Source organism: Nocardia sp. NPDC058658 (assembly GCF_042716665.1).
In the GTDB taxonomy this organism is placed as follows: domain Bacteria; phylum Actinomycetota; class Actinomycetes; order Mycobacteriales; family Mycobacteriaceae; genus Nocardia.
The window spans coordinates 26626-38653 of the sequence record NZ_JBHXRR010000017.1 but is presented as its reverse complement, the minus strand read 5'-3'; the positions used below and the strand labels follow the sequence as shown (position 1 = coordinate 38653).

Below are 12028 nucleotides of genomic sequence, written 5' to 3'. Positions count from 1 at the left end.
GGTGTCGCTGTCCGCGCGGGCCCGTAGTCAGCGGTGTATCCGCATCGGCCGCAGCAACGGCTCCCACCCGGTGACATGGGGTGGGAGCCGATGTTGTGGCCGATGCGATCGGCCGGTGATGGGTTAGGCAGCGCGTACGGCCGTGGTGGCTGCGCAGGCGATCGCGCGGACCGTGGTGGCGGGGTCGCTGACGTCGTGCACGGTGACACCCTCGAGCGGGGTGTCGTATTTCAGGTCGGTGACCAGCCACAACACCGCGCACCCTGCCGCGCGTAGCCGGTCGATGCGCTGTTGTCCTGCGCTCCGCATACCCTTCCCCACGAACATGCCGTCGGAAATGATGACGAGCAGGCGCGTGTTTTCCCGCCGGGACAACCCGAGCGCGCCGTCGAGGGCATCGATGGCGCGATCGAGCGCTTCCCAGTTGTCCCGCGATTTGAACCCCGTCACCTTCGTGGGGGTGACCCCGGGCCGGGTGATCGACCGAACATGCCGCCCGAAGGTGACGGTGGCGGATTCAGCGGGCAGGGTGGCCAGGTTGGCGGCGTTGGCGATGATCCATGCGGCGGAGGCGACGGGCTCGGCGTAGGCGGACATCGACCCGGATATATCGCATGCGATCCCGACCCGCAGCGGTGGCACCGGAATCGTTTTGCGGGTGGTGCGGGTGAACGGTTCGGCGGTCGGCATGGCACCGGCGGCGCGTTGGGCTTCGCGCGCCAGCACACCCCGCATCCGCAACCGGCCCGGCGGTAGCGCGGAGGTGGTTGTCACGGTGGCGCGTTCGCGTCCGCTGGCCGTGGACAGCGCCCGCGCCAGCACCCGCGCGGCGGTGCGCTCCTCATCGGTCGGCGGGCGCGTGTAGCTCGAGCTCGTATCTTTCCCGAACACGCCGCGCGCGACTGTTTCCGTTTCCCGGACCCGTGTGGCTTCGGCGCGGGCGCGGCTCTCGGCCTCCTCGGCGGGGTCGGCGGCGATGGGGTGCCCGGCGAGTTCGGCCACGATCCGGGCGACGGTTTCGCCGATCGCGCCCGACAGGATCGAGGTCGGTTCGGGGTCGGCGTGGGGGTCGGGTCCGATCAGGTCGAGCCAGCGCTGGCCGAGCTCGAGCATGGTCGTGGTGTCGCCGTCGGTGACGGTGTGGGCTTGCTGCCAGATCGCGCGCAGTTCGGCGAGGGTGTCGGCGCCGAGGATGGTTTCGCATGCGGCGGCTACGGGCGCGCCCTCGTCGGGCTCGAGGATGCCCGCGTCCACCCGCCCCAATATCAGGGCGGCGTTATTGGCAGCGGCGAACGCGGTGGCCGGGATGTGGGCTGCCTCATCGGGTCCGCCGGTGTCGCCGATGACTATCTCGATCGCCGAGGCCCGCAACCAATGCCGGTCATCGGGGCGGCGGCGGATGTGATTGCCCTCGATCCGGGACTCTTCCAGCAGCATCGCCGCCTGCACCACGGCCGGGTTCGCGATTCGTGGCGCTGTCCAGCGGGAATGGGCGGCGTGTGCGCATTCGTGGACGAACGCGCCCCATACCGCCGCGTAGCGGGTGCGGTCGCTGTCGCGTTCGGGGCGGGCGGTGGCGGGGTCGATCCGCAACCGGTCGCCGTCGATTTCGATTGCGGCGGAATGGGTCATGAACACCGCCGGGTGTCCGTGTGCCGCGCCGGGGGCGATCGTGACGATGAGGTCGTCGCGGTCGGCGATCGGGGGTGCCTCCTCGGTGAAGGCGGCGGACAGCGTTTCCCACCCGGTCGCGGCCGGGGGCGATGTCGGGGCAGTGGTGTCGTCGGGGTCGGTGATCACATGGGTAGCCATGACAGGGTCCTCACTGGGTGCGGGGGTGGGGTTAGCGGACGCGCGCGCCGAGGGTCAGCGGCGTGAGGGCGGTGCCGAACACTGTTTTGACGACCTCGGCGACGATGGGCCGATCGTCCTCGGGTGCGGTGCCGATGAGGTTCGCGGCCGCTGTCGCGGGGTCGGTGGCGGTGGCGATCTTCTGGAACGCCAGCAGTTCGCGCAGTTGCGGGGCCCACCCGATTTCGCCCTTGCTGTGACGGGTGGCGAGGTTGCGGGCGACCTTCACCGCCTTCGTGTCGACACCCAACTGGACCGCGAGCTCGTAGTCACTGGACACCTGCACCTGGAACGCGAATCGGCTCGCCAGCGCGTCGGACAGGATCGCCCCGTGCACGCCGGGGTTGTGTCCGGCGCAGATGTAGAACCCGGGCTCGGCTTTGACCACTTCCCCCGCGTGGGCTTTGATCACGATCTCGCGGCGCCCGTCCATCGCGGGGTACACGCACGAGAGCACCGTCGGCGGGATCAGGGTGGCATCGTCGACGAACAGCACCCGGCCCTCGCGCATCGCCCGGGGGAGCGGTCCGTGGACGAACGCGAAGGTGCCGTCGGGGTTCTGGGTGTATTCGCCGACGAAATCGGCGACCGTGGTGTCGCCGTCGCCCTGCACTGTCAGCAGGTCACCGAACGCCGCCTCGATCAGCGAGGTCTTCCCGGTTCCGGGCGGGCCGTACAGCAGCACCGGTACCTCGCTGGCGCGCATGGTCGCCAGCACCTCGACATCGGCGCGCCCGGCCAGAGTGCGCGGGTGGTAGAGCTGCCCGTTCGGTCGTGTCACCGGTGTACCGGGGGCGGTGGATGCGGCGGGCGCAGGTGTGGCTTTGCGTGCCCGTTTCGCGGGCCGTGGGGTTGCCGTAGCGGCCGGGGGTGCGGCGGGTGCCGTGGACGCGGCCACAGCGGCGGTGGCCGCGTTGGCGCGGTAGCGCAGCGGTTTGGTGGAGGTCTGTTCGGCGTTCCCGGCGGTGGTGAGTGTTTTCAGCGCGTTACCGATCGCGCCGGATGAGCGGCCGGTCATTTTGGCGATATCGCGGGGCGAATACTGCATGTCCGGGCTGTCGGCCAACACGCGGGCCACCATTCGGCGCAATTCGCCATTACCCATTCGGGTGCCGGTCACGGGTGCGGTGGGTGTGGTCATTGTCTGCTCCTGTCGCGGGTGTCGTCCCGGATTTCGCCGCTACTGCCGGATCGTGGCATACGGGTGGCGACATCGCCATTCCGGTTCGGATTTCGTGAATTCCCCTCGGGGTACGTCGACGCTAGCTCGACTCATTGTCTCGAGACAACCCATTTCCGCCACAAATTCAACGAATTTACCGAGGTCAGCGCACTATTCGCGCAAGGCAAGCGGTAATGCAATTATTGAGCGGGCTACTTGATGCTGATTTAATTCGCTGGGGCCGGCCTGTGGAAAGTCACCAAACTAATAGGGAAAGGGGCAAGGTGGAATCATGGGATAGTGAGAAATGTATGGAGTGATAACTGAGCGGCGAGGCGGTGAGGGTTGTATGGGGCGGGAACGCCCTGGATCGCCCGCCGCCCCATGTCTCCACGCCTCGGTGGCGGTGGAAGCCTGGGCATCTATCCCAGGCGTAAGTGGCTTCTGGCCAGCGGAGATGATGGCCGTCAGACGGTCCAGCTTGGCTGGATCTCCGCCTGGACCCCCGTGTGGACCTCCGGATGGCGCGGTAGCTGGCCTGCCGAATCCTCGGCTCGACAAACGCCAATGCAATCTGCTCCGCAGATCCGAAATCGGCTGGACGATAAGACTGGTCTGGGATTCTGCGGCAGTGGCTGAGTGGGGGCGTCAGTAAATTTCTGCATGCTGTTCACCTGGGGCGCTCCTGCTGATGGCAGGTGACCAAATTCGCCAGCATCAAAATGCTGCCGCCACTATTCTAGTGGCCAAATGGCCCAATTTTATGGGCAATTGTTGGCGGGTTCAATATCCGGTTTCGCGCATGGCATCGCAGCCTCGTGATCGAGTGATCCTCCGGCGGATTGCGCCTCGTAAGGTGAGACTTGAGCCCGTGACCTTCCCCGGTCGGTCCGAAGTGGAGGCAACATGCGAGCTCTTTTGGTTGCGGTTCGCGGATATCGAGCAAGAAAGGCATTGTGGTTGCACCGGCGACCGGGATGCTGCTGATAAGGAGCGGGTCCGTGACAATGCAACGACGCGATTGGGCCGGACGCCTTTCTGGGTGAGACGTCTCAAGGGAATAACGGTCGCCAGTTGGAGCCTCGGAAATCGCGACAATCTTGAGACTTCGATAGCACTTCATTTCCACTAAAGTTCGAGGCATGCACGAAACCGGGTACCCCGACCACTTCGGTCAGGTGGTGAACCAGCAGCGGCGGCGATCGGGCCGAACCCAGGAGCAGTTGCGGGCTGCTGGTGGACCAGCGGTGCCCACGCAGGTCCGCGCCGAAGCGGGCCTACTCCGCAGTCCGAAACCATCGACGATGGCCAAGTACGACACCGCCTTCGACTGGACGCCCGGCACGGCTGCCCGAGTCTTCTGGGACAAGGAACCCACGCCTGCCCGACAGGTCCGAGCCGCAGGGAATCCGCTCCAGATCAGCGAGTCCCCGGTGGCTGTGCCTGTCGACCAGATCCTGGTGATGCTCGGAATTCAACGCGGCCTCACCGACCTGGAAGGGCGACTCGTCGGCGCCGAGCAAGCGCAACTACAGGGTCTGTGCGAGCAGCTTAAGCAGGTCATGAGCGTGGTCGTCGGCGGCTGGGTCACCAACATGCTCGAGCACAACCGCGGTCACCCCGGGCTCTCCATGGTGCTCGCGGCCGCGATGGCGAGCCCGGTCGACGCCAACGATCCCGCGGACGAGGAGCGCCTGTATCGGCGATGGCTCCACAACCCGACAGAGGTACAGCTCAGCGAAGCGCTGCGCCACCGATTCGAAAACAGATTCCAGCGAGGAGGCGACGATGTCCGAAGAGGAGATTCCCCTGGTAGTGCGAGTGAATCGGTTGTTCAGCACATTTCATCCCCGCGCTGAACCCGAACAGCTCACTGCGGATGTAGCGGCGAGCATCAGCGTGATCTGCGGGGGTCTCGTGCCCGCTGCCGTGCTCTCGGACCTCAGAGCCGCTGCCGGCCCAGATCCCGAGATCTCGGTCCTTGCTGCGCTCGCCGAGCACTTCGGAGTTCCGGCGCCGTACCTGACGGGCACCGCCGAGCAGATCTCGGCGATCGACCGCCAGCTGCGACTGCTGGCCGCTACTCGTGACGCGGGCGTGCGGCGCCTGGAACTGCGTGGAGATGAAGTAGATGTGGATTCGTTGACCGAACAGTTAGCCCTGCTCAGTGATACCCCTGCAAGTTCGTGACCTCTGGGAATAGACTGTTCGGTACGGATGGGGGACGTTCGTGATTCAAGGGAGATGTCGTATTCGCGTGTTCTGACAAACGGGGCGGGAGACCATCGTGGACAACAACTCGACGCACATCCAAGAAGCGGTCCGGCGGGTACCGATCCCGTGGCCATGGGACCCACACGAATACGTGCACCGTGTGGCGCAGCATCGCGGTCGACCGATCATTGTGTGCCCGATCGACCCCGGCGCCCTGTCAGGAACGGGGTGCGGCACCGGCAGCGGATTGTGGCTGGCCCGCGAGGACGACGACATCATCATGGTCGGCGCAGAAACTCCGTGGCACGCAGACCACATCCTGGCCCACGAGATCGGGCACATGCTCCTCGATCACGACACCGGTGCTCGCGGCGAAACCCACGACGATCTGCCCTTACAGGCATTGATGCCGGCCTTGGACCCCGCAGCGATTCGAAACGTCTTGCGCCGCCGTGACTACGAGACCAGCCGTGAGCGGGACGCCGAGACATTCGCCGGGATGGTCATGGTTGAAGCGAGTCTGCCCCGCCGGTCGCAGTTCCGATCCACGTTCTTCCTTGGGAGGCCGTGATGACCTCACCGATACCGGGGCTCATCGCCTGGCCCGTCCTGATCGCCGTACTGCTGATCGCCGTGGGCCGGTGTCTGCTTCTGAATCACAAGGTCGTCGACCAGCTCATCAATCGTGCTCTGCTGGCCGCGATCTCGGGAATCCTGCTCCGCGAAGCCTGGTTCGAAGACCTTGTGGGGACACTGGTCTGGTTCGCCGATCACGACCAGGTGGTGCACGTGTGCCGCCAGCTGTCATTCGGCTCGATCCTGCTCTGCGTCGCCTACATCTATGGAATCGCGAAGCTCTGGGACGGCGCCGGAGCCACCGGTGCGTGGAAACGCCAGCGCCGCTACACCCTCGTCGCCGTCGCAGCGACGGTCGTGATTCTGATAGCCGGAACACCCGCCCGCCGCGCCGACCAGTTGATCGACCAAGCAATGGGCTGGCCCGCCGTAATCGCGTGGACCGCGTTCTACGTCCCACTCGCGGTAATCGCCTTCGCCATCGCACGAATCAGCTTTCGCGAACTCCGCAACGCCGACCCCTCGACCCAGTGGCGGGAACGCGTGGTCTGTTTCGGCGTCCTGGGCTTGAGCATCTGCCTCGGACTCGATGCCATCACCACCCCGATCATCACCGCGACAGCAGTCATCGGTGACCATCCGGCTCACGACCCCGAGATGATCAGGAAGGCCTGGATCTTCTTCATCGCCAACGTGGTTGCCTCCGCGGTGGTTGCAATTCCACTTGTCAGCACGGTCGCGGCGCGAGTCGGGTGGGATCGGACCGGCCGCTATTGCCGTCGTCTGCACCCGCTGTGGGCAGATCTCACCGCCAGCACGCCCGAGATCGTGCTCCCCGTCGACGGACTCGGTCATGTCGAGCCATCGACTCGGCTGCATCGGATGATCATCGAGATCCACGACAGCCTGCTCCAGCTCAGGAAGTACGTGCCGACAACCGATACCTCGATCGACGGTCCGGGAGCGGCGGTGCTGCCGTACGCGGTGCGGATCGCCGAGGCCGTTGAGGCGAAGTCGGCCGGGCGCCTACCCGTGATGGCGAATGCCGTTCCAACACCGAGCAATGGCTACCTCGGCGCACGCGATCCGGGTACGGATCTACAGCAGCTGCTAGAACTGGCCGCAGCGTGGCCGATTGCGCGCCGAATCGCCACCACCGACAACGTCGATCGCTGATACAGGCTGCTATCTGCCAGCCCCGCCCTCGTCGAACAGCCACCGCTCGATCAAATCCGGCCGAACGCCTGACGAGCCGACTGTCGTTGCCCAGCGGGTGAGCAGGCCGCAATACCGGGCGTAGGTGTCCGATGGCCACGGCCCGCGGGTACTCAACGATTCCCACCCTGCGCGGTTGAGGGACCCGGCCACACGGTCGTCGAGTATTAGGCAAGGATGTTCCACTGCACCTGCGCCGACGAAGTAGAGAAACTTCGTGAAGAATGACGGACCGAGGTACGGGACGAGACTGGCGTTGCCGGGGTACAGGACGTCGAACGCTTGGCCTGGATCGGTCCGAGATAGGGCGGCTGCCACTCCAAGTTGCGCCGCTGTGCGCGACCAGTCAAGAGCGACCGCGTCCATGCGTTTATGGATGAGGCGAACGTGTCCGCCGGCCCCCCACGCCAGCGTGTGCCATAGGAGTCGAAGCCAGTCTTCTGGTGAGTTCTCGACGGAGTCTGCGAGCCGAAAGACATCACGGCGAGTGATCTTGGCTCGGCCGACGTCCACTTCGGTACCCGACTTGTTCGTACCGATCACCGGGCCGCCCGGGAGGCCCCGTGATCGCAACGAGTCGTTCCACCAGCCCAGGTTCACCGTGATCGCATGCCGGTCTATCAGCTGCTGAGGATCCGCCACAGCCACCCATTCCCTGCACTTGTCCGGAAGCTCGATCGCTGAAAGGTCGGTCGGTGCCATCAGTTGATCATCGGCGATAGGTCCGTGGTTCGGTTCCAAACACCAGTTGTCAGTGCGACCAGTTAGCTTCTCCATCATGAACAACGCACAGCGGACAGCGCAGGCCCTGGCCGATATCGTCGAACTCGTCGCGCCCGGTTCGGAGCCGATCAGGCATCGGCTGGCCGAGGCGGTGGCGGGCCTTCAGTTTGCGCACTCCTGGGAGACGGCAGGGGCGTTGCTCGATGCCATGTATGACGTTGATGCCGACCTTTCCGAGGCGGGCATGATCTACTGCGACTGGCGTTCCGAGCCGTCCGAGATCCGCGACTCGTTGGTCGAGATCCCCAGCTGCCCTCCGACACTGAACTGGGAGTGGCTGGATCAGTTCGACGAGGACGAATGGGAGCCCGAGGAGATCGAGAGCTTCTTGTGGTTGCTTGCTGCGCGGTGCCGCGAACTCGGCACCGCGCTGATCATCCTCGACGTTGAGTCGGACGGCTACGGGCTCGGTTTCGTCGCAGCCGATCGCGTCGACCGAATCGTAGAGCTGGCACGAATTGCCACCTGCGACCTGCGCGTGGTCTATCCCGAGATTCCGACGCTTGTGGTCTGAGCGAATGGTTCTGGGCTCGGCTACCCCGAGAACGTCGAAATCGGATGGGTCAGCGCCGAGGTCGTCGAGCCGTGAACAATGAGACGTCGCCAGTATTGGTCACGCTGTACTCGCCGAAGTGCTCGTTCAGCGCGGTCTCGAGTTCACCGCGGTCGTCATCGCGGTTGTTGAACGCACCCACTCGGCTGTAGACCGCGGTGAGGGCGCGGCCGAAGAGAGTTCGGGGTGTCTGACCCCGGCCGAGGATCGTGGATCCGAACAGCACGCCGTCGTCAGCGAGGACGTGGGCGAGGTGGCGAAATGCCACGCCCTTCTTGGTGAAGTCGCCGGGCACACAGTGCAAGACGAAGTTGATCCCGACCGAGTCATACCCGGTCCCGGCTTCGGCTGGCACCGGATCCAGGACACTTCCGCAGACCGACTCCACCACCCGATCGGCCGCCTCTATGCGGCGCGCGGTGTATGACAGGGGAGTCGGGTTCAGGTCCATCAGCGTGATGTGCGCCGGACCAGGTGTGGCGGTGGTGTTGGCGAGGTACCAGCCGCTGCCGGGGCCGACTTCGAGGTGGCGGTGGCCGAGGTGCTGGTTGTAGAGGTCGAGCATGACGTTGGCGTCGCATTGCCAAGCGAATCGGTTGCTCAGCCGGATCACCCAGGCGTCGTAGATCGTCAGGAATGCCCGCGTGTACGGGGCAGCGGCCTCATGTTCAGCATCGTGTCGAACCAATGTCAGTCCTACCGTTGTCGCGGCTGATTCTGCGCCAGGCTTGTCGGACCGTGCTCACTCAGGCATTCCAGCATCGCACACCACGAAGGCGTTCGCGTGGGCCGAAATCGAATCGGATCCGGCGCTGCTGAATGGCTCAAGGAGTCCGGATCCGGTCTTCGTACCGGCGTTCGAACTGCTGCCGGGTGGCCTCGTCGAGGGTGTCGGCCCGTCCGATGAGCCATCGGCGGTACAGCCGTTCAGTGGACTCGGGTGCATCGGTGCTGACCGGTGCGGCCAAGGCCTCGGCGAACGCGATCTCGATCAACGGGTGAGTGTGCTGGTCGCGATTGCGTTCGAGGATGTCGGTGACGAAGGGGCCCACGATCGCGGAGACGGCTTGATCCAGCCGGCCGACGGCCTCGGGGATCGCTCGGTCCAATGTCGAGGTCAGGCTGATGTGGAGCTCGCGTTGGGCGTCGAGCAAGCCGAGGATCTGCTCGAGCTCGATCGCGACAGCGTTGGCGCCCGGCTCGAGTGTCCGTGAGGGTGGCTGTTGTGCGATGGTCGCGGGTTGGTGGCCCTCGCGGTAGGCCGCGACGGCGGAGCCAGGCATCCAGCCGAGTCCGGCATCGAACTTGGCGAACGTGCTGGGCTTGACGTTCGTCCGCAAGGCGCCGCGTTCGGCTTCCACCTGGGTCGGGACCGCGGGTCCGCCTCGTTCACGGACCTCGAGCATTGTCAGTCCGAGCGTGGTACGTCGGTCATGTACCACGCGAGCGAAGAATTCGTCGTGCATACCCACCACCTGAATTCTACTTAGAAACTGACCGGGATCGACGTCGCATGCCCGTCTGTCCAGAGGCTGTTGCACCTTCATACCTAAAATACCTCATTTCTGCTTGAAATCTAACTCATATCTACTTAGGCTTGAGTGGTCAACTCGCGACCGAGCCTGACTGGAGGGCGCTGATCGCGACCGAGCAGAACGGAGAAGGCGATGACTTCACGCAGGCACTCGTTCGACGTGATCTCGGCGGCATTGGTCGCGGCCGAACGTCAGGCGGGCACGGGGCATAGCGCGGTCAGTTTGTGGGTGGTGTGGCTGCGCGGCGACGCGGTGTTGTTCGGTGAGTCGGCGACCAGGCTCGACCTCGGGATCCCTGATATTCCCCCGGTGGGAGCGGATTCGGCGGTGATCGTCGCGGTCGCACCGACGCGGGTCGCTCAGCCGGTAGTAGGGCGAGCGGTCGTGATTTCGGACTACCTCCACGCTCGAGGGCTGACGGTTCACACCGTCCATGTCTCGGCGTTGCAGCCTGGTGCGCTCTGGACTGCACTGGGCGGCAACGCTATCGGTGGCGTCATCCCCTCGACGCGACAGCGCGGCCACGTGCGACACCATCGATGGCTGCCAGGCTTGGGCAGCAGCGTCGGTCGGCCGGTCCTGATGGCGTCAGTTGCCTCGTTGGCGGGAATGCTGTTCGCGCTCCCGGCGGCACATGCCGGACCAGATGGGCAGGCCGGGGTGATCGCCGAACCGGTACCGGGCCAGATCGGTGTCACCGCGCCCGAGGCGCCGACTCCACCCCGAGCCGAACCAGTAGGCCCGCCGGTCGATCCGCCCACGCCGGTCGTCGCGGACACCGTCACCCCGGAGCCCGTTGCGGACCAGCCAGTCTGGAGTCCACCGCAGCCGACGATCGAGCCGACACCGCAGTACGTGCCTCAACCAGCACCGGTAAAGGTTGTGCTCGAACCGAATTGGACGGAACCGGTCTACACCCCGCAGGAACCGATGTACACGACGCCGGTGGTGACGCAATCGGAGCCGAGGTGGGTACCCGAACCGATCGTCGAGCCGACGTGGGCGCCCGAACCGGTCATCGAGCCGACGTATGTGGAAAATCCTGCGCCGCTCGTGACCGAGGTTGCCGAGCCTTTCCCTGTCGAATCGGAGTGGGCGACGGCGGAAGTCGTCGACTACGAACCCACATGGGACGACATCGAAGCCACGACGACAGCGGTCTTCGACGATCCGGTGGTCGCCGAGGTGACCGGCTACGACGTCGACTCGGGTCCGTACGTCGAGGCTTTCGAGCCGGTCGTCGCGCCGATGCTGCCTGAGGTCGGGGCCGTCCTCGAGTCGGTGGCAATTGCGGCGGAGGAGATCGCCGAGGTCGCGGTTGTGGAAGCCAGCGCGGTTGTGGATTCGGTGTTGTCGGACTGGGCCGCATCGGGCCACTGACCGGGAGGGGTGAATCATCGTGGACGACGAGCGGCAAGGCTCGACGGAACCGGAGAGCGAACTTCGACTCGGTCGAAGAAGTTCGCCGGGCGATCTCGAACTAGCGAACTGGCTCCCGACAAAGGTCGACACCCTCCCTCGGGGCGATCGCGCTCAGTGGGTCACGTCACCGGCCCGCCGTCCGAGGTTGCGCCAGCGGTCGGTATGGGCAACGGTCGCGGTCGCCATGATCGGGTTCGGCGGTGCGATCGGCATGGTGCACAGCGACAACCCGGTGACCGGTACCGTCCCGGTCGACTCCGTGGCTCCAGTGCATCCACCGCTGGTCCCTGAGCCCGAGTCGATGGTCACCGGCACCGGTCCAGGGTGCGAGTCCCCGGCAATCGATCCCGACGCGGCACTTCTGGGCCCTAGTCGTCAGCCGAGCTCAGGCGCCGAAGTCATCGCCGCGTTCGAGGCGTCGTACTACCACGCCCGTGACGGAGAACGCGCACGAAGATTCGTCGCCCCGGGTGCCGCTGTTCCGGACGCGGCGACGATTCAGGCGGGCATCGATTCTGTGGCAGCCGGAACGCTGTACTGCGCACGAATCCGACTTCTCATCCCGGGGCTGTACTCGGTAGAAGCGACCGAGACGTCACCTACCGCACCGGAATCGACTTGGCAACAACGTATCTCGACAACGAACATCAACGGCCGCGCCGCAATCACCGCGATCGCAGCAGGCTGAGCCATACGAATTCAACGACCTAACCAGCT

12 protein-coding genes are annotated in these 12028 nt (G+C 65.3%); 7 read left to right on the top strand and 5 right to left on the bottom strand.

The features are described 5' to 3' along the window. Nucleotides 1–123: 123 nt before the first annotated feature. Nucleotides 124–1812, bottom strand: a complete 1689-nt coding sequence (locus ACFWUP_RS21835) for a hypothetical protein (RefSeq protein ID WP_379237044.1) — start codon at nt 1810–1812, stop codon at nt 124–126. A gap of 31 nt (nt 1813–1843) precedes the next feature. Next, a complete protein-coding gene (locus ACFWUP_RS21830) occupies nt 1844–2992 on the bottom strand; it encodes an AAA family ATPase (protein WP_379237042.1) in 1149 nt (382 codons plus the stop codon). Between the two features lie 1163 nt (nt 2993–4155). On the opposite strand from ACFWUP_RS21830, the gene ACFWUP_RS21825 reads away from it, so the two are divergent. The 4 genes from ACFWUP_RS21825 (at nt 4156) to ACFWUP_RS21810 (ending at nt 6979) form a co-directional block, all read left to right on the top strand. Beyond that, nucleotides 4156–4872 carry a hypothetical protein gene (locus ACFWUP_RS21825; RefSeq protein ID WP_379237040.1) on the top strand — a complete coding sequence of 239 codons (717 nt, stop codon included), beginning with the start codon at nt 4156–4158 and terminating at the stop codon, nt 4870–4872. Then, nucleotides 4802–5203: a hypothetical protein gene (locus ACFWUP_RS21820; RefSeq protein ID WP_379237038.1), complete on the top strand. Its 402-nt coding sequence runs from the start codon at nt 4802–4804 to the stop codon at nt 5201–5203. Before ACFWUP_RS21825 ends, ACFWUP_RS21820 begins: the two co-directional genes overlap by 71 nt. Before the next feature lie 97 nt (nt 5204–5300). Next, nucleotides 5301–5798, top strand: a complete 498-nt coding sequence (locus ACFWUP_RS21815; protein WP_379237036.1) for a hypothetical protein — start codon at nt 5301–5303, stop codon at nt 5796–5798. After that, the gene (locus tag ACFWUP_RS21810) at nt 5798–6979 is read left to right on the top strand and encodes an MAB_1171c family putative transporter (RefSeq protein ID WP_379237034.1); all 1182 of its coding nucleotides are present in this window, start codon (nt 5798–5800) and stop codon (nt 6977–6979) included. The genes ACFWUP_RS21815 and ACFWUP_RS21810 overlap by 1 nt, the downstream gene beginning before the upstream one ends. Before the next feature lie 9 nt (nt 6980–6988). Here ACFWUP_RS21810 and ACFWUP_RS21805 read toward each other — a convergent pair whose 3' ends face one another. Then, on the bottom strand, nt 6989–7720 hold the full coding sequence (locus tag ACFWUP_RS21805; protein WP_379237032.1) for a hypothetical protein: 732 nt from the start codon (nt 7718–7720) through the stop codon (nt 6989–6991). A gap of 76 nt (nt 7721–7796) precedes the next feature. Between ACFWUP_RS21805 and ACFWUP_RS21800 the strand changes: the two genes are divergently transcribed. Further along, a complete protein-coding gene (locus ACFWUP_RS21800) occupies nt 7797–8315 on the top strand; it encodes a hypothetical protein (protein WP_379237030.1) in 519 nt (172 codons plus the stop codon). A 49-nt stretch (nt 8316–8364) separates the two neighbouring features. Here ACFWUP_RS21800 and ACFWUP_RS21795 read toward each other — a convergent pair whose 3' ends face one another. Next, nucleotides 8365–9042, bottom strand: a complete 678-nt coding sequence (locus ACFWUP_RS21795) for a class I SAM-dependent methyltransferase (protein ID WP_379237028.1) — start codon at nt 9040–9042, stop codon at nt 8365–8367. Nucleotides 9043–9178: 136 nt separating this feature from the next. Further along, nucleotides 9179–9820, bottom strand: coding sequence for a hypothetical protein (locus ACFWUP_RS21790; protein WP_379237026.1), 642 nt, complete (start codon nt 9818–9820; stop codon nt 9179–9181). Nucleotides 9821–10021: 201 nt separating this feature from the next. On the opposite strand from ACFWUP_RS21790, the gene ACFWUP_RS21785 reads away from it, so the two are divergent. Beyond that, nucleotides 10022–11269, top strand: coding sequence for a hypothetical protein (locus tag ACFWUP_RS21785; protein ID WP_379237024.1), 1248 nt, complete (start codon nt 10022–10024; stop codon nt 11267–11269). 187 nt (nt 11270–11456) lie between these two features. Further along, complete coding sequence (locus ACFWUP_RS21780; protein WP_379237022.1) at nt 11457–11999, top strand: hypothetical protein; 543 nt, start codon at nt 11457–11459, stop codon at nt 11997–11999. Nucleotides 12000–12028: the final 29 nt, after the last annotated feature.

What these genes read in the sequence shown, in the direction of transcription:
- ACFWUP_RS21835 (WP_379237044.1), bottom strand. Translation starts at nt 1,812, where the DNA reads ATGGCTACCCATGTGATCACCGACCCCGACGACACCACTGCCCCGACA.
- ACFWUP_RS21805 (WP_379237032.1), bottom strand. Translation starts at nt 7,720, where the DNA reads ATGGCACCGACCGACCTTTCAGCGATCGAGCTTCCGGACAAGTGCAGG.
- ACFWUP_RS21785 (WP_379237024.1), top strand. Translation starts at nt 10,022, where the DNA reads ATGACTTCACGCAGGCACTCGTTCGACGTGATCTCGGCGGCATTGGTC.
- ACFWUP_RS21825 (WP_379237040.1), top strand. Translation starts at nt 4,156, where the DNA reads ATGCACGAAACCGGGTACCCCGACCACTTCGGTCAGGTGGTGAACCAG.
- ACFWUP_RS21800 (WP_379237030.1), top strand. Translation starts at nt 7,797, where the DNA reads ATGAACAACGCACAGCGGACAGCGCAGGCCCTGGCCGATATCGTCGAA.
- ACFWUP_RS21790 (WP_379237026.1), bottom strand. Translation starts at nt 9,820, where the DNA reads ATGCACGACGAATTCTTCGCTCGCGTGGTACATGACCGACGTACCACG.
- ACFWUP_RS21810 (WP_379237034.1), top strand. Translation starts at nt 5,798, where the DNA reads ATGACCTCACCGATACCGGGGCTCATCGCCTGGCCCGTCCTGATCGCC.
- ACFWUP_RS21830 (WP_379237042.1), bottom strand. Translation starts at nt 2,992, where the DNA reads ATGACCACACCCACCGCACCCGTGACCGGCACCCGAATGGGTAATGGC.
- ACFWUP_RS21820 (WP_379237038.1), top strand. Translation starts at nt 4,802, where the DNA reads ATGTCCGAAGAGGAGATTCCCCTGGTAGTGCGAGTGAATCGGTTGTTC.